The sequence below is a fragment of the Pseudomonas sp. GW821-FHT09C08 genome, from assembly GCF_059418125.1.
Genome location: NZ_JBWKPG010000006.1, coordinates 289,551 through 309,025 on the forward strand (window position 1 = coordinate 289,551; position 19,475 = coordinate 309,025).

Here is a 19,475-nt window from a genome sequence, read left to right on the forward strand (position 1 = left end):
ACTCATCCTCAGTAAGGCCAATTGCCACAACAAACCTACACACCCTCAGTAAGGCCACTTGCCACAACAAGCCCACTTGCCACAGACAGCCTCAGCCATCTTCTTCTATATCCAGCAACAGATTTTCCAACGCTTCCTTATACGCCCCCGGTTCCTGCCACTGGCCACGCTGCTGGGCTTCGAGCATGCGTTCGGTCATGTCGCGCAGCGCCGCAGGGTTGTGCTGCTGCACAAACGCGCGGGTGTCGGGGTCGAGCAGGTAGGCGTCGGCGAGCAAGGCGTATTGATGATCGTCGATCAGCGCGGTGGTGGCGTCGAACGCGAACAGGTTATCCACGGTCGCGGCCATCTCGAACGCACCTTTGTAGCCGTGGCGCTTCACGCCGTCGATCCACTTCGGGTTGGCGGCCCGTGAGCGGATCACGCGGTTCAGCTCTTCCTTCAAGGTACGGATCCTGGGCAAGTCCGGCTGGCTGTGGTCGCCATGATAACTGGCAGCCTTGTCGCCACTCAGGGTTTCCACGGCAGCGAGCATGCCGCCCTGGAATTGGTAGTAGTCATTGGAATCGAGCAAGTCGTGCTCGCGGTTGTCCTGGTTCTGCAACACCGCCTGCACCTGGCTCAGGCGCTGGGCAAATTGCTCGCGGGCGGCGGTGCCTTCATCCGAGCCGCCGTAGGCATAACCGCCCCAATTGAGGTAGATCTCGGCCAAGTCCTCGCGGCTTTGCCATAGGCGCCCGTCAATCGCGCCCTGCACGCCTGCACCATAGGCACCGGGCTTGGCGCCGAAGATACGCCAGCCCGCCTGCTTCGCGGCGGCGGCTTCATCCAGGCCGGACTCGAGCAGCGCCGCGCGCTCACTGCGCACCTTGGCGGCCAGCGGGTTCATATCATCCGGCTCATCCAGCGCCGCTACCGCCTGCACGGCTGCGTCGAACAGGCGGATCAGGTTGGCGAAGGCATCGCGGAAGAACCCCGAAACGCGCAGCGTCACGTCCACGCGCGGGCGGTCCAGCAGGCTGATCGGCAGGATCTCAAAGTCATCCACGCGCTGGCTGCCCGTGGCCCATACCGGGCGCACGCCCATCAGCGCCATGGCCTGGGCGATATCGTCGCCGCCGGTGCGCATGGTCGCGGTGCCCCACACCGACAGGCCGAGCTGGCGCAGGTGGTCGCCATGATCTTGCAGGTGTCGCTCAAGAATCAGGTTCGCCGACTGAAAGCCAATGCGCCAGGCGGTGGTGGTCGGCAGGTTACGCACGTCCACGGTGAAAAAATTGCGTCCCGTCGGCAGCACATCCAGGTGCCCGCGACTCGGCGCCCCACTCGGCCCGGCCGGCACGAAACGGCCGCCCAGGGCGTCGAGCAAGCCGCGCATTTCCGCTGGACCACAGGCATCCAGGCGCGGTGCGACGACAATGCGCAGGCTTTCGATAACGGCCTTCACATCCTCCCAACCGGGCTCTTCCAACTGCTCCAGCGGCCCTTCCAGCGCCTGCTCGATCAAGCGCGCCGCATACAGCTCCAGGCGCTCGCGGGTGTCACCGGCGGTGCGCCACAACTGCGCGTCGATCTTCTGCAAGACCATGGGGCGGCGGCCGGTCCAGGGTTCGGCGAGGGCGCAATCGAGCGGGTCGAAGCCCAGGTCGAAGGCCTTGGCCAACACCCGCAACAGGCTCGATTGCGGACCACGCCCATCGCCACGCGGAATGCGCAGCAATGCGAGCAGAGTGTCGATGCGCAGGCGGCCTTCGGGCGACTCGCCAAAGATATGCAGGCCGTCGCGGATCTGCGACTCCTTCAGGTCACACAGGTAAGTGTCCAGGCGCGGCAGCCACACCGCTGCGTCGGCGTCGTTGTCGAGCTCAAGTTCCTGGTCGATGCGGGTTTCGCGCACCAACTTGAGGATGTCCTTTTGCAGCTCAAGCGCCCGACGCGGGTCGAGCAGCTGGGCCTCGTAGTACTCGTCCGCCAACAATTCCAGGTCACGCAACGGCCCATAGGTCTCGGCGCGGGTCAGCGGCGGCATCAAGTGGTCGATGATCACCGCCTGGGTGCGGCGCTTGGCTTGGGCGCCCTCGCCCGGGTCATTGACAATAAACGGGTAGATATTCGGCAACGGCCCCAGCAGCGCGTCCGGCCAGCAGTTTTCCGACAGGCCCACGCCCTTGCCCGGCAGCCATTCGAGGTTGCCGTGCTTACCCACATGAATCACGCCATGGGCGCCGTAGGTATGGCGCAGCCAGAAATAGAACGCGAGGTAGCCGTGAGGCGGCACCAGGTCCGGGTCGTGGTACACCGCGCTGGCGTCCACCTGGTAACCGCGCGCCGGCTGGATACCGACGAAGGTCAGGCCCAGGCGCAGGCCGGCGATCATCATGCGCCCGTCGCGGCACATCGGATCGTGGTCCGGGGTACCCCAGCGCTCCAGCACGGCCCGGCGATTGGCCTCGGGCAGGCGGTTGAACATCGCCTCGTAATCATCCAGGCCGAGGCTTTGATGGCAGGGGCGCAGGTCGAGGCTGTCGAGGTCGTTGGTGACACCGCCCAGCAGTTCATGGATCAACGCGGTGCCGTTCTCCGGCAACTCAGCGGACAGCGGATAACCCTCGGCGTGCAGGGCACGCAGGATATTCAGCGCAGCAGCAGGCGTATCCAGGCCCACGCCGTTGCCGATACGGCCGTCGCGGGTCGGGTAGTTGGCGAGGATCAGCGCGATGCGTTTTTGTGCATTCGGCACCCGCGCCAGTACGACCCAGCGCCGGGCCAGTTCGGCGACAAAATCCATGCGCTCGGGCGCGGCGCGGTAGCACACCACGTCCGACTGGCTGCGCTCACTGCGCCAGGCGAGGTCCTTGAAGCTGATCGGCCGGCTGATGATGCGCCCGTCCAGCTCCGGCAAGGCAATGTGCATGGCCAGGTCGCGCGGGCCCAGGCCTTGCTCGCTGGCTTCCCAGCCGGGCTGGTTGTCTTGGGCGCAGATCGCCTGGATCACCGGGATATTGCGGCGAAACGGCCGCAGGTGCGGGGCTTCCGGGCTGGACTGGGCGAAGCCGGTGGTGTTCAGGATCACCGCCGCGCCGACCTCGTCCAGCAGGTCCTCGACCACCGTCAGGCAGCCGGGCTCTTTCAAACTGGCCACCGCTATCGGCAACGGGTTGAGACCCGCCGCCTGCAAGCGCTGGCAGAACACATCGATAAAACCGGTATTGGCCGCCTGCAGGTGCGAGCGGTAGAACAGCACCGCCGCCACCGGCCACTCCGCGCGCCAATCCGCCTGCCAGTCATTCAGGCGCGGGTTGGTAGTGTGCGGGTGATAAATCGCCGTGCGCGGCAGGGTTTGCGGCTCGTTCCAGGCGTAGCTGCGGCCCAGGTAACTGCTCGCCAGGCAACCGTAGAAATCCAGCGCGTTGCCCAGGCCGCCCTGGCGCAGGAAGTGCCACAGGCGGTCGCGTTCCGCCGCCCCAACGGTACTCAGCCCGCTGAGTTCCGGGTCGGGGCGATCATCCCCCGGCACCAGGATCAGTTGCACGCCGCGCTCGGCCAACTCCACCAGGCGCTCGATACCGTAGCGCCAATAGCCGATGCCGCCGTGCAGCGAAATCAGGATGACCTTGGCATGGCGCAGCACCTCGTCGACGTACAGGTCGACCGAGGCATGGTTCTGCACCTGCATCGGGTTGGCGAGGCGAAAGCTGGGGTAATCCTCGGGCAACTGCTGGGCGGCTTCGGCGAGCAGCGCCAGGCTGGAGTCGCCGCTGCACAGGATCACCAGTTCGGCGGGCGTTTGTCCGAGGTCGGCAATATTGTCGTCCGAGACGAAACCACCGGGCTGGGTCCTGAGCAGGTGCATGGGTTAAACGCTGAGGGCAGCGCGCAATTGCGCTTCGAGGCCAGCCGCATCCAGCTCCTGGCCGATCAGTACCAGGCGCGTGATGCGCGCTTCATCGGCCGCCCAGGCGCGGTCGAAGTGCTTGTCGAACCGCGTGCCCACGCCCTGGATCAGCAGGCGCATCGGCTTGTTCGGGATCGCCGCGAAGCCTTTGACGCGCAGGATGCCGTGTTGCACCACGAGTTGGGTCAGGGCGTCGAGCAGCAGCGCTTCGTCGGCTTGCGGCAGGTCGATGGAGATCGAGTCGAACGCATCGTGGTCGTGATCGTCTTCACCTTCGTGGTGATGATCGTGGTGGCTGTGGCGACCGTCGATGTGCTCTTCGGAGCCGGCGCCCAGGCCGATCAGCACGTCGAGCGGCAGGCGCCCGCTGCTGGCTTCGATGATCTTCACCGCCGGCGGCAGTTCTTCGGCGACTTCCAGGCGCACACGGGCCAGGTCTTCCGCGCTGATCAGGTCGGATTTGTTGAGGATCACCAGGTCGGCGCTGGCCAGTTGGTCGGCGAACAGCTCGTGCAATGGCGATTCGTGATCCAGGTTCGGGTCGAGTTTACGCTGCGCGTCGACTTGATCCGGGAAGGCGGCGAAGGTGCCGGCGGCCACGGCCGGGCTGTCGACCACGGTAATCACCGCGTCGACGGTGCAGGCACTGCGGATTTCCGGCCACTGGAAGGCTTGCACCAGCGGCTTTGGCAGGGCCAGGCCCGAGGTTTCGATGAGGATATGGTCGAGGTCACCGCGACGGGCGACCAGTTCGCGCATCACCGGGAAGAACTCTTCCTGCACGGTGCAGCACAGGCAGCCGTTGGCCAACTCATACACGCGGCCATTGGCTTCTTCCTCGGTGCACCCGATGGAGCACTGCTTGAGGATTTCACCGTCGATGCCCAGCTCGCCGAATTCGTTGACGATCACGGCAATGCGACGGCCCTGGGCGTTGTCGAGCATATGGCGCAGCAGCGTGGTTTTGCCCGAACCGAGAAAGCCGGTAACGATGGTGACGGGGAGTTTGGCCAGTGTTTTCATCGGATGCCCTTTGGGGCGGGCATACGGGACGATAGGCCCTGCGGCGGCGCGCAGCGGCAGATTTCGTCACCGGATCACCCCGCCCGGTTGAAGTGGAAAATCGGTTGCGAGGCAGGTCTCCTGGCTTGGGGCTTGCGGGTCGTGCGACCGGCGCCGGCTGCGCCTTCCCGCCTGGTGGCAGTGGCGTGGCAGTCGGATAAACCCTTTACAGTTGCGGGGGCAGCCGCGGATTGGACCGCGTTCCCTTCTTAGCTTCGGCCTGGGCTGAAGAACCTCGAGGGTGCAAGGCTACGCAGTGGTGGGGGGATGGTCAATGATGGGATGGGTTGAGTTGCTGTGGTGTACATATCCGGTATTGGGGTAACGGCCGCCTATGGTTCCGCTCTTACAGCGGGTCACTTTTGGAAAAGAGCCCCAAAAGTAACCAAAAGGGCTCTTGCCCCAACACTCGGCACCTCGCCTAGGCTCGGTGTGCCCGTAATCCGACATTGATTTGGGGGGCCGCCGCCACGCGCCATCCATGGCGCGGGGCGGCTAAACCGGCATCCCTGCCGGTTTACCCCCCAAATCAATATCGAATTCCGGCCAGCGTGTTTGATGGGGCGCCTAGATCAAGATCAAAAGCAAAAGCAAAAGCGCGGCGGCCTTAAAGCCGACCGGATTCTTATCTCGAACTCGGTCAACCTGTGGGAGCTGGCTTGCCTGCGATGGTCGTTAACGATGACGCGGAAACATCAGAATGTACGCGGCGCACACGCATTTTTTGCGTTCAAGCCGGCTCCTACAGAGATCAAAAAGCGCATCCACGATGCGAAGCGAGCCGCTTTTGACCTTGATCTTGATCCTAGGCGCCCCATTAAACACGCTGGCCGAACGCAGGTTTGAATCCGTGGGCAACCCGGCAGGACGCCGGGTTAGCCGCACTGGGCCAGGGATGGCCCATTGCGGCGGCCCACGGATTCAAGCCTGAGTGAGGGCACACCGAGCCTAGGCGAGGTGCCGAGTGTTGGGGCAAGAGCGTTTTGGTTACTTTTGCGCTGTTCAAAAGTGACCCGCCGTAAGGGCGGAACCATAGGCGGCCGTTACCCAAATAACGGATATGCCCCCACAACCGATTTGACTCCCCTCCCACCCCCATGCTCTCCTACACACCTTGTTTCGGGTGCCCCTCACAGGGTGAAACGGGAAACCGGTGAGTCATCACATGACGAGTCCGGTGCTGCCCCCGCAACGGTAAGCGAGCGAAGCGTCAGATCCACTGTGCCAAGGGCATGGGAAGGCGACGCTTTCAGGACTCCCCCTCAGGAGCCCCCTCGCAAGCCCGGAGACCGGCCCGAAAAAATCAGATAACAAACCCGCGGTGGGCGGGCGCTGTTCAGAACCCTGCGTGCCTGGCTCGCGGGGTTTTCATGCGCTCGTTTCACCCTGACACCCAGAAGGGACGCGCCATGTCGATCATCAGCAGCACCTCGCACACCGCCAGCAGCTCCGCCACCCTGAGCCAACGCCTGACCGCCGCCATCGGCGCGTCGATTCTCGGCGCGTGCCTGGTGTATTTCGCCGGTTTCTCGCACATCGAAGCAGTGCACAACGCTGCCCACGATACTCGCCACAGCGCCGCGTTCCCGTGCCACTGAGACCTGCCGACATGATCAAGCGTATTGCGCAAACCGCAGGTTTCACCGGCCTCCTGGCCGCCCTGCTGCTGACCCTGCTGCAAAGTTTCTGGGTAGCTCCGTTGATTTTGCAGGCGGAAACGTTCGAAAACGCCCCGGCCACTACTGAAGTGGCACATCAACATGCCGACGGCGCAGCTGCCCACAGCCACGACGCCGAGGCCTGGGAGCCGGAAGACGGCTGGCAACGCGTGCTCTCCACCACCGGCGGCAACCTGGTTGTTGCCGTGGGTTTTGCCCTGATGCTCGCCGGCCTCTACACCTTGCGCGCGCCTACTCGCACCGCTCAAGGCCTGCTGTGGGGCCTGGCCGGTTATGCGACCTTCGTACTGGCACCGACCCTGGGCCTGCCGCCTGAGCTGCCAGGCACCGCCGCTGCCGATCTCGCACAACGGCAGATCTGGTGGATCGGCACCGCGGCCTCGACGGCGGCCGGCATTGCGCTGATCGTGTTCGGTCGCAACTGGCTGCTGAAAATCCTCGGCGTGGCGATCCTGGCGGTGCCACACGTGATCGGCGCACCGCAGCCGGAAGTGCATTCGATGCTGGCCCCGGAAGCCCTGGAAGCGCAGTTCAAGATCGCTTCGCAGCTGACCAACGTGGCGTTCTGGCTGGCCCTGGGCCTGATCAGCGCCTGGCTGTTCCGCCGCAACCGCGACGATCAATACTCGGCATGACCCTGGTGGTCGGCCTGGGCTGCCAGCGCGGCTGTGATGTTCACACCCTGCTGGACCTGCTGGACAGCGCCCTCGCCGAAGGGGGGATCGAGCGTCAGCGCATCACTGCGCTGGCAAGCATCGACCGCAGGCAGGATGAACCGGGCCTGGTCGCCCTGTCCCGCCTGCTTAAGCTGCCGCTGCAGTGCTTCAGCGCCGACCAACTGGCGGCGTATGAAAACCGGCTGAGCCACAAATCAGCCGTCGCGTTCGCCCACACGGGCTGTCATGGCGTCGCCGAAAGCGCCGCCCTGGCCCTCGCCGAACATCTCGCCAGCGGCCCTGCCCGCCTGCTGATCACCCGCCGAAAAAACGCCCAGGCGACTTTTGCATTGGCCTGCGCAGGCTAAAACCCCGATAATTGCCTGCCCTGAACATGAACAATGTTCATACACGCCCGCTTTTAAACAGGAAATACCATGACCGTCTACTTTATCGGCGCAGGCCCTGGCGATCCGGAATTGATCACCGTCAAAGGCCAGCGGCTGATCCGCAGTTGCCCGGTGATTATCTATGCCGGCTCGCTGGTGCCGGCGGCGGTATTGGAAGGCCATCAGGCGCAGCAGGTGGTCAACAGCGCCGAACTGCACCTGGAACAGATCATCGACCTGATCAAGGCCGCCCACGCCAATGGCCTGGATGTGGCGCGGGTGCACTCCGGTGACCCAAGCCTGTATGGCGCGATCGGCGAGCAGATCCGCTATTTGCGCGAGCTGGGCATTCCGTTTCAGATCATCCCCGGCGTGACCGCGGTGGCGGCGTGTGCAGCGCTGCTGGAGACCGAATTGACCCTGCCGGACATTGCGCAGAGCGTCATCCTGACCCGCTACGCCGACAAAACCAGCATGCCCGCCGGCGAAGCGTTTGACAGCCTGGCGCAACACGGCACGACCATGGCGATCCACCTGGGGGTCAATCACCTGGAGAAAATCGTCGCGCAACTGCTGCCGCACTATGGCGCCGATTGCCCGATTGCCGTGGTGCACCGGGCGACCTGGCCGGATCAGGATTGGGCGTTGGGAACGCTGAGTGACATTGCCGAAAAGGTCGCCGCCAAGGGCTTCAGGCGTACCGCGTTGATTGTCGTGGGTCGGGTGCTGGCGAGTGACAGTTTCAGCGAGTCGTCGCTGTATCGGGCTGGGCATGCACACCTTTATCGGCCTTAATGCTCAACCTCATCAATCAAATATAAGACACTGATTTAACTGAATAAAATATAAATCAAAAATGTGGGAGCGGGCTTGCTCGCGAATGCGCTGCCCCAGTCACCAGATCAGTCGACTGACACACCGCTTTCGCGAGCAAGCCCGCTCCCACACTTGATCTAACTTGTCAGGTAGATAGCGTAACTCATTGAATTTAAAACATAAAAAACGGCGCTCACGGGGCGCCGTTTTTTTTGTTCGCAGTGAACGCCTTACTCAGTAGTAGGCGTTTTCTTTCTGCGTGTGGTCAGTCACGTCGCGTACACCCTTGAGCTCTGGAATACGTTCCAGCAGGGTGCGCTCGATGCCTTCGCGCAGGGTCACGTCCGCCTGGCCGCAGCCCTGGCAGCCGCCGCCGAATTTCAATACGGCGATACCGTCTTCCACTACATCGATCAAGCTGACCTGACCGCCGTGGCTGGCCAGCCCCGGGTTGATCTCGGTTTGCAGGTAGTAGTTGATGCGCTCGTTGACCGGGCTGTCAGCATTGACGTTCGGCACCTTGGCGTTCGGCGCCTTGATGGTCAACTGGCCGCCCATACGGTCGGTGGCGTAGTCGACCACGGCGTCGTCGAGGAAGGCTTCGCTGAAGGCGTCGATGTACGCGGTGAAGCTTTTCAGCCCCAGCGCGGTGTCTTCAGGTTTCTCTTCCCCAGGCTTGCAGTAGGCAATGCAAGTCTCGGCGTATTGGGTGCCGGGCTGGGTAATAAAGACGCGGATACCGATACCCGGGGTGTTCTGCTTGGACAGCAGGTCGGCCAGGTAATCGTGGGCGGCGTCGGTAATGGTTATGGCAGTCATGGAAACTCCTCACAGGCTTGCGGGCAGTTTACGCCAAATCATTACAGAGGTACAAAGTCCTAGTATTTTTGTCGGGATAAATTTGACCGTTGGTCGCCATCGAACCAGCCCTTGAGCAGGCGATAACTGCCCTTTTCCAGCCAACGGTAGCTGCCCAGGGCACCCAGGCCGATGATCACCACGCACACCGCCAGCACTGCATACGGGTTCAGGCCGTAGCGCTGGGCGGCGTAACCACCGGCGGACAACACCAGCACGTGCAGCAGATACACCGAATAGGAACAGTCCCCCAGCACTTTAAGCAATCGATTGTCCGCAAAGAAGCGCTCCAGCGCCATGCACGCCACCACCAGCACCGCGCTGGGCAGGCCCCAGGTCAGCGCCCGTGGCGAAGCCGGCCAATGGTAGATCGCCAGCAGCGCGGCGGCGACGCCCAGCAACGGCAGCCACACGCCGGGACGAATCCAGCCCTTGCGGTAGAGCATGCCAATGCCGATGCCCATCAGGAACTCGACCACGATATCCGAGCGGTAGAACTCGCTGATCCAGCCGAATGACGTCCAGGCCTCGCACACCGCGAACAACAGCGCCGCAACCACCAGCAATCGCCACTGCCGACGGAACAGCAGCGCCCAGGCGAACAGCAGGTAGAAGAGCATCTCGTAGTTCAGCGTCCAGCCCACGTTGAGCGTCGGGTACACCCCATAGCCGCCGGGGTTCTCGGAAGGGATAAAGAACAACGACATCAGCACATGGGCCGCATCGACGCTCTGATCCGGCAGCATTGGCCGGGCAACCACCACCAGCAAGGCCATCAGCAAGGTGTAGAACCAATAGGCCGGCACGATGCGCAACAGGCGGTAGAGCAGGAATCGCCAGGGCGGCAGATCCTTGTCCTGGGTGGACAGGAAGATCACCAGGCCGCTGATCACGAAAAACACGTCCACGCCCGCCGCGCCCTTTTCCACAAACAGCCGGCCCAGGGCGGTGTCCGCCTTGAAGCCGAAGAAAATCTGCATGAAGTGGTGCCCCACCACTGTCCAGGCCGCCAGAGCGCGCAGCGCCTGTACCGAGATCAACATTGTCCGCCACCCTTCCCAACACCGATGCCTGAAGTTGGGACCATGGCGGGCGGACAAAGGTCGATCAAAGATTCTCGTAGCGGTTCATATCCAGCACACCCTCTTCCACCGGCGTGGTTTCGTGGATGTAGCGCGACAGGTCATGGAAGTACTGCCAGAACAACGGATGGCTGCGGCGCACGCCCCAGCGGTCGACAATCTTCTCAAAGCGGTTGGCGTCCTTGGCCCGCTCCATTTCGGCGACGAACTCGGGGACTTCCTGCGCAGGAATGTTAAACATGAAGTTCGGGTAGCTGCTGAGCACGCCGGGGTAGATGGTCACGGTGTCCAGGCCCGGCTGATAGCGGTAGGACTCACCCAGCAGGAACGCCACGTTACTGTGCGCGCGGTTGCGCAACATGCTGTAGACCACGCGCTTGCCGCGGGTGGTTTCGATCCGCAGCATCGTCGCCTCAGGCAACTGGTCGATGACCTTGAGCCCGGCTGCCGGGCGCGCCGTCAGGCGACTCAGGGCCTGCTCGGCATCCTGCAGCGCCGGGTCGATCCCGTCACGCGAGCAAAAGGCGCCGTCACAACGGTTGATCGGGTCCGGACTGGCATTCAGGTCGCCATATCGCGCGAGCAACTGGTTGGCAAAGTCACGCTTGGGGTCCCTGGCATCCAGGTGCAGGCCGGTGGGCGTGTCGTCGTCAATGGCCTCGTAGTCCAGCCACAACTTGAGCTTGCCGCTGTTCTGGTACCAGTCGTCGAGGAAATCCTCGCGACTGTCGGCCGGCATCAGGCGCAGGAAGTTCTGCTCGGCGCCGTTGCGGATCAAGTCGAAATACAGGCGGGTCTGGGCCTGGTGCGACACATTGCCGAACACATCGAAGTTCACCGCCAATTGGTAATAGGTGCGTTCCAGCAGCGGGTAGTCGAACAGCCACATCGTCTGTGGCACCTCACCGATCAGGCCCTTGGTCACCGAGGCGCTGTCGAAGTGGCGGAAGATACTCAGCAAGGCATTGTCATTGCCGGCCCACAGGCTCGACCAACTCGGCGGCGGCAAATCGGCGTAACTGTCGCGGCGCAAGGCCTCGTATTCATTGCGTTTGTCGCGGTAGGCCAGCCACAGGCTCAGCACGCTGCCGACGTCATCGTTCTGCCCCGGCATCGCCAGCAGCGGCGTGGCCTGGCCGCGATAACGCGCATCGGTGATGTACAGGTCGTGCTCGGGGTCCTGGAACAGGGCCCAGAAGTTGTCGCGGATCACGTCCGTGGCGATCTGCCCACGGCACACCGGCCCGCGAATGAAGGTGCGTACGAAATACTCGGCGTTATCGAGCATGAACTGGTAGCGCGCCTTGGCCGGGATCGCCTCGAAGGTTTCGAACGGGTTGGCACGACGGCCCGGCCCGTAACCCGGCAAGGCGTCGACCTGCCAGTTGCCGGCGTAGAACAACTCCTTGATGCGCGCCATCTTCGCCGCGCTGAACGGGTACGTGATGTGGGTTTTATGCACGATCACGCCCTGCACTGGCCACAATCGGTAGTACACCTGGGTGCCGGGGTCGTCATTCGGGCGGCGCGTGGCGATCAGGTCGATGGGCTGGCCGCTTGGCGTGCGTGAACGCACCCATTGGAAGAAATGCCCCGGCTCGCCGTTCTCGAAATAGATGTGCGCGAGGAACAGATGTTCGAACAACCAGCGCGCCACCAGGCTTTCGCGGGCGCCCGGTTGGTTGAAGAGGTTTTCCCACTGCTGCACCTGCAGCGCTTCCCTGGCGCTGGGCGCCAGGCCCTGCTCGTCAATCGGCGCGCCGGAGGCCAGCCAGCGTTGCAGGGTCTGGTATTGCTGGTCGGTCAGGCCGGTGACGGCCAGCGGCATGCCTTCCTTGGGATGGGCGCCGGCATAGGCGTTGAACTCGCCAGGCATTGCGCACATGTTCTCGCGGTTCAGGCCCAGCACGATGTCTTCGGGCAACTTGGCATTCGGCTGCAGCGGCGCGTTATGCCCCAGCTCCAGCATGCGCGCCATCAGCGCGGCCTGGCTGCCCTGGGCATCGAGTACCGAATAGAAGCCCTTCTGCTGCCAGGCCTGCTTGCCGAAGGCGTCGTAGAACAATCGGGTCGTCGGCGTGGCCTGGCTGCGTTCGCCGTCATACACCGGCACTTTGGTAGCCCCGCGCGCCGCGCCCTCGGCGCTGCCCAGGTTCAACTGGCAGGCGGAGTCGTAGCAGGCATGGCAGGCCACGCATTTCTCGGTGAAGATCGGTTGGATGTCGCGGGTATAAGAGATCGCCGGAGCGGGACCTTCTGCCGTGGCAGTACTGGCTATCAAGGCCAGGACGGCGCTGACGATAAGACGAAGTGACATGTATCCGGTCCCGATTCAATGCGTGCGCTGAAAAATTGCCGACAAGTCTACCGATGTCGACGCGCCATCAACGTGAGCGATATTCATGCAAAAACCTTGCATGCTCTAAAAGCGCACAGGTTTGCTATGATCCACGCCCTCCGTAATGCCTGAACTAGAGTAGTCCCATGCCCGATCGTAGCGCTCGCCTGCACGCCCTTCACCAAGCCCTCAAGGAACGCATCCTGATCCTCGACGGCGGCATGGGCACGATGATCCAGAGCTATAAGCTCGAAGAGCAGGACTACCGTGGCAAGCGCTTCGCCGATTGGCCAAGCGACGTCAAGGGCAACAACGACCTGCTGGTGATCACCCGTCCGGACGTGATCGGCGGCATCGAAAAAGCCTACCTGGATGCCGGTGCCGACATCCTCGAAACCAACACCTTCAACGCCACGCGCATTTCCATGGCCGACTACGGCATGGAAGAACTGGCCTACGAATTGAACGTGGAAGGCGCACGCCTGGCGCGCAAGATCGCCGACGCCAAGACCCTGGAAAACCCGGCCAAGCCGCGTTTCGTCGCCGGCGTGCTCGGCCCTACCAGCCGCACCTGCTCGCTGTCGCCGGACGTGAACAACCCCGGCTACCGCAACGTGACCTTCGATGAACTGGTGGAGAACTACACCGAGGCCACCAAGGGCCTGATCGAAGGCGGCGCGGACCTGATCCTGATCGAGACCATCTTCGACACCCTCAACGCCAAGGCCGCGATCTTCGCCGTGCAAGGCGTGTTCGAGGAGTTGAATGTCGAGCTGCCGATCATGATCTCCGGCACCATCACCGACGCCTCCGGCCGTACCCTGTCGGGCCAGACCACCGAAGCGTTCTGGAACTCCGTGGCCCATGCCAAGCCGCTGTCCGTCGGCCTCAACTGCGCCTTGGGTGCCAGCGAGCTGCGCCCGTACCTGGAGGAGCTGTCGAACAAGGCCAACACCCATGTGTCCGCGCACCCCAACGCCGGCCTGCCCAACGAATTCGGCGAGTACGACGAACTGCCGTCGCAAACAGCCAAAGTCATCGAGGAATTCGCCCAGAGCGGCTTCCTGAATATCGTCGGCGGCTGCTGCGGCACCACGCCGGGCCATATCGAAGCCATCGCCAAGGCCGTGGCCGGGTATGCGCCGCGCGTGATCCCGGACATTCCCAAGGCCTGCCGCCTGTCGGGCCTGGAGCCGTTCACGATTGATCGCAGCTCGCTGTTCGTCAACGTCGGCGAGCGGACCAACATCACCGGTTCCGCGCGCTTTGCCCGCCTGATCCGTGAAGACAACTACACCGAGGCCCTGGAAGTCGCCCTGCAGCAGGTCGAAGCCGGCGCCCAGGTGATCGACATCAACATGGACGAAGGCATGCTGGATTCGAAGAAGGCCATGGTGACCTTCCTCAATCTGATTGCTGGCGAACCGGACATTTCCCGCGTACCGATCATGATCGACTCCTCGAAGTGGGAAGTCATCGAGGCTGGTCTCAAGTGCATCCAGGGCAAGGGCATCGTCAACTCGATCAGCATGAAGGAAGGCGTCGAGCAGTTCATTCACCATGCCAAGCTGTGCAAGCGCTACGGCGCAGCTGTTGTGGTGATGGCGTTCGACGAAGCCGGCCAGGCCGACACCGAGGCGCGCAAGAAAGAAATCTGCAAACGCTCCTACGACATCCTGGTGAATGAAGTCGGCTTCCCGCCGGAAGACATCATCTTCGACCCGAACATCTTCGCGGTCGCCACCGGTATCGAGGAGCACAACAACTACGCCGTCGACTTCATCAACGCCTGTGCCTATATCCGCGACGAGCTGCCGTACGCGCTGACCTCCGGCGGCGTGTCCAACGTGTCGTTCTCGTTCCGCGGCAACAACCCGGTGCGCGAGGCAATTCACTCGGTGTTCCTGCTGTATGCGATCCGCAACGGCCTGACCATGGGGATCGTCAACGCCGGCCAGTTGGAGATCTACGACCAGATCCCGACCGAGCTGCGCGACGCCGTGGAAGACGTGGTGCTCAACCGCACCCCGGAAGGCACCGATGCCCTCCTCGCCATTGCCGACAAGTACAAGGGTGACGGCAGCGTCAAGGAAGCCGAGACCGAGGAATGGCGTGGCTGGGACGTCAACAAGCGCCTGGAACACGCACTGGTCAAGGGCATCACCACCCACATCGTCGAAGACACCGAGGAATCCCGCCAGTCGTTCGCGCGCCCCATCGAGGTGATCGAAGGTCCGTTGATGTCCGGCATGAACATCGTCGGCGACCTGTTCGGCGCCGGCAAAATGTTCCTGCCCCAGGTGGTCAAGTCCGCACGCGTGATGAAGCAGGCCGTGGCCCACCTGATCCCGTTCATCGAGCTGGAAAAAGGCGACAAGCCGGAAGCCAAGGGCAAGATCCTGATGGCCACGGTGAAGGGCGACGTGCACGACATCGGCAAGAACATCGTCGGCGTGGTACTGGGATGCAACGGCTATGACATTGTCGACCTGGGCGTGATGGTGCCGGCGGAGAAGATCCTGCAGGTGGCCAAGGAGCAGAAGTGCGACATCATCGGGCTCTCGGGGCTGATCACGCCGTCCCTGGACGAGATGGTCCACGTGGCCCGCGAGATGCAGCGCCAGGACTTCTACCTGCCACTGATGATCGGCGGCGCGACCACTTCCAAGGCGCACACGGCGGTGAAGATCGAACCCAAGTACAGCAACGACGCGGTGATCTACGTGACCGACGCCTCGCGCGCGGTGGGCGTGGCCACGCAGCTGCTGTCCAAGGAGCTGAAGGCCGGCTTCGTCGAGAAGACTCGCCTCGAATACATCGACGTGCGCGAGCGCACCTCCAACCGCAGCGCGCGCACCGAACGCCTGAGCTACCCGGCGGCCATCGCCAAGAAGCCGCAGTTCGACTGGGCAACCTACACGCCGGTGAAGCCGACCTTTACCGGCTCCAGGGTGCTGGACAATATCGACCTCAAGGTGCTGGCCGAGTACATCGACTGGACCCCTTTCTTTATCTCCTGGGACCTGGCCGGCAAATTCCCGCGCATCCTCGACGATGAAGTGGTCGGCGAAGCCGCCACCGCGCTGTATGCCGATGCCCAGGAAATGCTCAAGAAACTGATCGACGAAAAGCTCATCAGCGCACGTGCGGTGTTCGGCTTCTGGCCGACCAACCAAGTGCAGGACGATGACCTGGAAGTCTACGGTGATGACGGCCAGCCGATCGCCCGGCTGCACCACCTGCGTCAGCAGATCATCAAGACCGACGGCAAGCCGAACTTCTCCCTGGCCGACTTCGTCGCACCCAAGGACAGCGGCGTGACCGACTACATCGGTGGCTTCATCACCACCGCCGGCATCGGCGCCGAAGAAGTGGCCAAGGCCTACCAGGACGCGGGAGACGACTACAACTCGATCATGGTCAAGGCCCTCGCCGACCGCCTCGCCGAAGCCTGCGCCGAGTGGCTGCACCAGCAGGTGCGTAAAGAGCACTGGGGGTATGCCAAGGACGAGCAACTGGATAACGAGGCGCTGATCAAGGAGCAGTACAGCGGCATCCGCCCTGCACCCGGCTACCCGGCATGCCCGGATCACACCGAGAAAGCCCAGCTGTTCCAACTGCTCGACCCCGAGGCCCGCGAAATGCACGCCGGGCGCAGCGGTGTGTTCCTCACCGAGCACTACGCGATGTTCCCGGCGGCGGCGGTCAGCGGTTGGTACTTCGCCCACCCGCAGGCGCAGTATTTTGCCGTGGGCAAGATCGACAAGGACCAGGTCAGCAGCTACACCGCACGCAAAGGCCAGGACCTGGCCGTGACCGAGCGCTGGTTGGCCCCCAACCTGGGCTACGACAACTGACGCCTGGGGGATTGTCTATGCTGTCCCTCACACACCTTGTGTCGAGGGATGTATGGACGATCCAGCCAACAACAAGCCGCCAACCTTCTGGCAGATGCTCCACAGCGTGATGGCGGCCGCCTTTGGCGTGCAGAGCGGCAAGAACCGCGCCCGCGACTTCACCCACGGCAAGCCCAGCCACTTTGTGATCCTGGGCATTCTGTTCACGGCGGTGTTTGCGCTGACGCTGTTTGGCATCGTGCAACTGGTGCTGCACGTGGCTGGCGTGTAAACCCCACCTGTCTGTCAGAGCTGGCAAGCCAGCTCTCACAGGGGTCCGTATCTATTACTACTGGTGGCTGACCCAGAACACGGCAGTGCCAACCACCAGGATTATCAAGAACAGAATGGCCCAGGCGTCCACGGTACTGTCGGGTTTACGGGCTTTTGTCGAATTGCTCATCGCATCGCCTCTTGTCGGTTTTATAGGTGATCACGTTCAGACACGATCACAGTAAAGTCGACGATTGCCCGCATGACAAATGTGGGTATCGCGATAACCGTTCTCATTAGTCATTTTGGTTATTTGCATATACTCAAACATCACTTTTGCGCATAAACGCAAACTGGTATCGTGCGCCGGCTCCGTTGGGAGTGCGCGGCCGTGCGCGCAGATTTGCCGAGAACAGGACCTATATGTACGTATACGACGAATACGATCAGCGCATCATCGAGGACCGCGTCAAGCAGTTCCGTGATCAGACCCGACGCTACCTAGCAGGTGAACTGAGCGAAGAAGAGTTCCGCCCTCTGCGCCTGCAAAATGGCCTTTATGTTCAGCGCTTTGCGCCGATGTTGCGAGTTGCCGTGCCCTACGGCCAGTTGACCTCGCGCCAGATGCGCATGATGGCCAAGATTGCCCGCGACTTCGACAAAGGCTATGCCCACATCAGTACCCGCCAGAACGTGCAGTTCAACTGGCCGGCGCTGGAAGATGTGCCGGACATCCTGGCCGAACTGGCGACCGTGCAGATGCACGCCATTCAGACCAGCGGTAACTGCCTGCGCAACGTGACCACCGACCAGTTTGCCGGCGTTGCCGCCGACGAACTGATCGACCCACGCCCCTGGTGTGAAATCGTCCGCCAATGGACGACGTTCCACCCAGAATTCGCCTACCTGCCGCGCAAGTTCAAGATCGCCATCAATGGCTCGGCTTCGGACCGTGCGGCCATCGAAGTCCACGACATCGGCCTGGAGCCGGTGTACAACGCCGCCGGCGAGCTGGGCTTCCGCGTACTGGTGGGCGGTGGCCTCGGCCGGACCCCGGTGGTCGGTGCGTTCATCAACGAATTCCTGCCGTGGCAGGACCTGTTGAGCTACCTCGACGCGATCCTGCGGGTCTACAACCGCTATGGCCGTCGTGACAACAAGTACAAGGCCCGGATCAAGATCCTGGTCAAGGCGCTGACCCCTGAGGTATTCGCCCAGAAAGTCGACGCCGAGATGGAACACCTGCGCGGCGGCCAGACCACCCTGACCGAAGCCGAAGTACACCGTGTGGCCAAGCACTTCGTCGACCCCGAGTACAAGGCCCTGAGCAATCAGGACGCCGAGCTCGCCGCGCTCGACCAGCAGCACCCAGGCTTTGCCCGCTGGCGCACCCGCAACACCCTGGCGCACAAACGTCCTGGCTATGTGGCCGTGACCCTGTCGCTGAAACCGACCGGCGTTGCCCCGGGCGATATCACCGACAAACAGCTGGACGCCGTCGCCGACCTGGCCGACCGCTACAGCTTCGGTCAACTGCGCACTTCCCACGAGCAGAACATCATTCTCGCGGACGTTGAACAGAGCCAACTGTTCACCCTGTGGGGCGAGCTGCGCGAAGGCGGTTTCGCCACGCCGAACATCGGCCTGTTGACCGACATCATCTGCTGCCCGGGCGGCGACTTCTGCTCCCTGGCCAACGCCAAGTCGATCCCGATCGCCGAATCGATCCAGCGCCGCTTCGACGACCTGGACTACCTGTTCGACATCGGCGAGCTGGACTTGAACATCTCCGGTTGCATGAACGCCTGTGGTCACCACCACGTCGGCCACATCGGCATCCTGGGCGTGGACAAGAAAGGCGAAGAATTCTACCAAGTGTCCCTGGGTGGCAGCGCCAGCCGCGATGCGAGCCTGGGCAAGATCCTCGGCCCGTCCTTCGCCCAGGAAGCCATGCCCGAGGTGATCGGCAAGCTGATCGACGTGTACATCGAACAGCGCACCGAAGATGAGCGTTTCATCGACACCTACCAGCGCATCGGCATTGACCTGTTCAAGGAGCGCGTCTATGCAGCGAATCATTAAGAACAACGAAGTCGTCGACGAAACCTGGCACCTGCTGCCCAAGGACGCGAGCTTCGATGGCATTTCCAACTGCGACGACCTGATCGTGCCGCTGGCCCTGTGGCGCGAACACGGTCACGCCCTCAAGGCCCGCGACGGCGGCCTGGGTGTGTGGCTGGACGCCGATGAAGAGGCCGAGGAAATCGGCGAAGACGTGGCGCACTTCCAGGTTATCGCCCTGAACTTCCCGGCCTTCACCGATGGCCGCAACTACTCCAATGCCCGCCTGTTGCGTGACCGCTACGGTTACAAGGGCGAGCTGCGGGCGATTGGCGACGTGCTGCGCGACCAGCTGTTCTACCTGCACCGCTGCGGCTTCGATGCCTTCGCCTTGCGCGCCGACAAAGACCCGTACGAAGCACTGGAAAGCCTCAAGGATTTCTCGGTGACGTACCAGGCTGCAACGGATGAACCGCTGCCGCTGTTCCGTCGCCGCTGAGTCTGCACAAATGAAAAAGCCCTGGCATGCC

The 19,475-nt window shown here is 62.7% G+C and carries 13 protein-coding genes and 2 riboswitches; of the genes, 8 read left to right on the top strand and 5 right to left on the bottom strand.

Annotated features, from left to right (window positions below):
* Positions 1–91: 91 nt before the first annotated feature.
* Complete coding sequence (cobN, locus tag AC07OJ_RS22095) at positions 92–3,853, bottom strand: cobaltochelatase subunit CobN (RefSeq protein WP_495095199.1); 3,762 nt, start codon at positions 3,851–3,853, stop codon at positions 92–94.
* A gap of 3 nt (positions 3,854–3,856) precedes the next feature.
* A complete protein-coding gene (cobW, locus tag AC07OJ_RS22100) occupies positions 3,857–4,918 on the bottom strand; it encodes a cobalamin biosynthesis protein CobW (RefSeq protein WP_065906450.1) in 1,062 nt (353 codons plus the stop codon).
* A gap of 93 nt (positions 4,919–5,011) precedes the next feature.
* A riboswitch (cobalamin riboswitch) is annotated at positions 5,012–5,210 on the bottom strand.
* An 851-nt stretch (positions 5,211–6,061) separates the two neighbouring features.
* Positions 6,062–6,269, top strand: a riboswitch (cobalamin riboswitch).
* Positions 6,270–6,366: 97 nt separating this feature from the next.
* Here cobW and AC07OJ_RS22105 point away from each other — a divergent pair.
* The 4 genes from AC07OJ_RS22105 to cobM all read left to right on the top strand — a co-directional run bounded on the left by AC07OJ_RS22105 (position 6,367) and on the right by cobM (position 8,476).
* Positions 6,367–6,555, top strand: coding sequence for a CbtB domain-containing protein (locus AC07OJ_RS22105; RefSeq protein ID WP_027606475.1), 189 nt, complete (start codon positions 6,367–6,369; stop codon positions 6,553–6,555).
* An 11-nt stretch (positions 6,556–6,566) separates the two neighbouring features.
* Entirely contained in the window at positions 6,567–7,271 is a 705-nt protein-coding gene (locus tag AC07OJ_RS22110) for a CbtA family protein (protein ID WP_065906443.1), read from the top strand.
* Complete coding sequence (locus AC07OJ_RS22115; RefSeq protein ID WP_495095200.1) at positions 7,268–7,660, top strand: cobalamin biosynthesis protein; 393 nt, start codon at positions 7,268–7,270, stop codon at positions 7,658–7,660. The genes AC07OJ_RS22110 and AC07OJ_RS22115 overlap by 4 nt, the downstream gene beginning before the upstream one ends.
* Before the next feature lie 69 nt (positions 7,661–7,729).
* Positions 7,730–8,476 carry a precorrin-4 C(11)-methyltransferase gene (cobM, locus tag AC07OJ_RS22120; RefSeq protein WP_262131686.1) on the top strand — a complete coding sequence of 249 codons (747 nt, stop codon included), beginning with the start codon at positions 7,730–7,732 and terminating at the stop codon, positions 8,474–8,476.
* A gap of 255 nt (positions 8,477–8,731) precedes the next feature.
* Here cobM and nfuA read toward each other — a convergent pair whose 3' ends face one another.
* The 3 genes from nfuA to AC07OJ_RS22135 form a co-directional block, all read right to left on the bottom strand.
* Positions 8,732–9,316: a Fe-S biogenesis protein NfuA gene (gene nfuA, locus AC07OJ_RS22125; protein ID WP_003173594.1), complete on the bottom strand. Its 585-nt coding sequence runs from the start codon at positions 9,314–9,316 to the stop codon at positions 8,732–8,734.
* Between the two features lie 59 nt (positions 9,317–9,375).
* Positions 9,376–10,398, bottom strand: a complete 1,023-nt coding sequence (locus tag AC07OJ_RS22130) for an acyltransferase family protein (RefSeq protein ID WP_120448369.1) — start codon at positions 10,396–10,398, stop codon at positions 9,376–9,378.
* A gap of 64 nt (positions 10,399–10,462) precedes the next feature.
* The gene (locus AC07OJ_RS22135) at positions 10,463–12,754 is read right to left on the bottom strand and encodes a fatty acid cis/trans isomerase (RefSeq protein ID WP_495095201.1); all 2,292 of its coding nucleotides are present in this window, start codon (positions 12,752–12,754) and stop codon (positions 10,463–10,465) included.
* Positions 12,755–12,921: 167 nt separating this feature from the next.
* Here AC07OJ_RS22135 and metH point away from each other — a divergent pair, with 167 nt between their 5' ends.
* From metH to AC07OJ_RS22155, 4 genes are all read left to right on the top strand, one after another.
* Positions 12,922–16,632, top strand: coding sequence for a methionine synthase (gene metH / locus AC07OJ_RS22140; RefSeq protein ID WP_262131689.1), 3,711 nt, complete (start codon positions 12,922–12,924; stop codon positions 16,630–16,632).
* Positions 16,633–16,684: 52 nt separating this feature from the next.
* Complete coding sequence (locus AC07OJ_RS22145) at positions 16,685–16,903, top strand: DUF2970 domain-containing protein (RefSeq protein WP_065906428.1); 219 nt, start codon at positions 16,685–16,687, stop codon at positions 16,901–16,903.
* A gap of 404 nt (positions 16,904–17,307) precedes the next feature.
* Positions 17,308–18,966, top strand: coding sequence for a nitrite/sulfite reductase (locus tag AC07OJ_RS22150; RefSeq protein WP_495095202.1), 1,659 nt, complete (start codon positions 17,308–17,310; stop codon positions 18,964–18,966).
* Positions 18,950–19,444 (top strand): DUF934 domain-containing protein, encoded by a 495-nt coding sequence (locus AC07OJ_RS22155; protein ID WP_065906424.1) that lies wholly within the window; start codon positions 18,950–18,952, stop codon positions 19,442–19,444. Before AC07OJ_RS22150 ends, AC07OJ_RS22155 begins: the two co-directional genes overlap by 17 nt.
* Positions 19,445–19,475 lie beyond the last annotated feature (31 nt).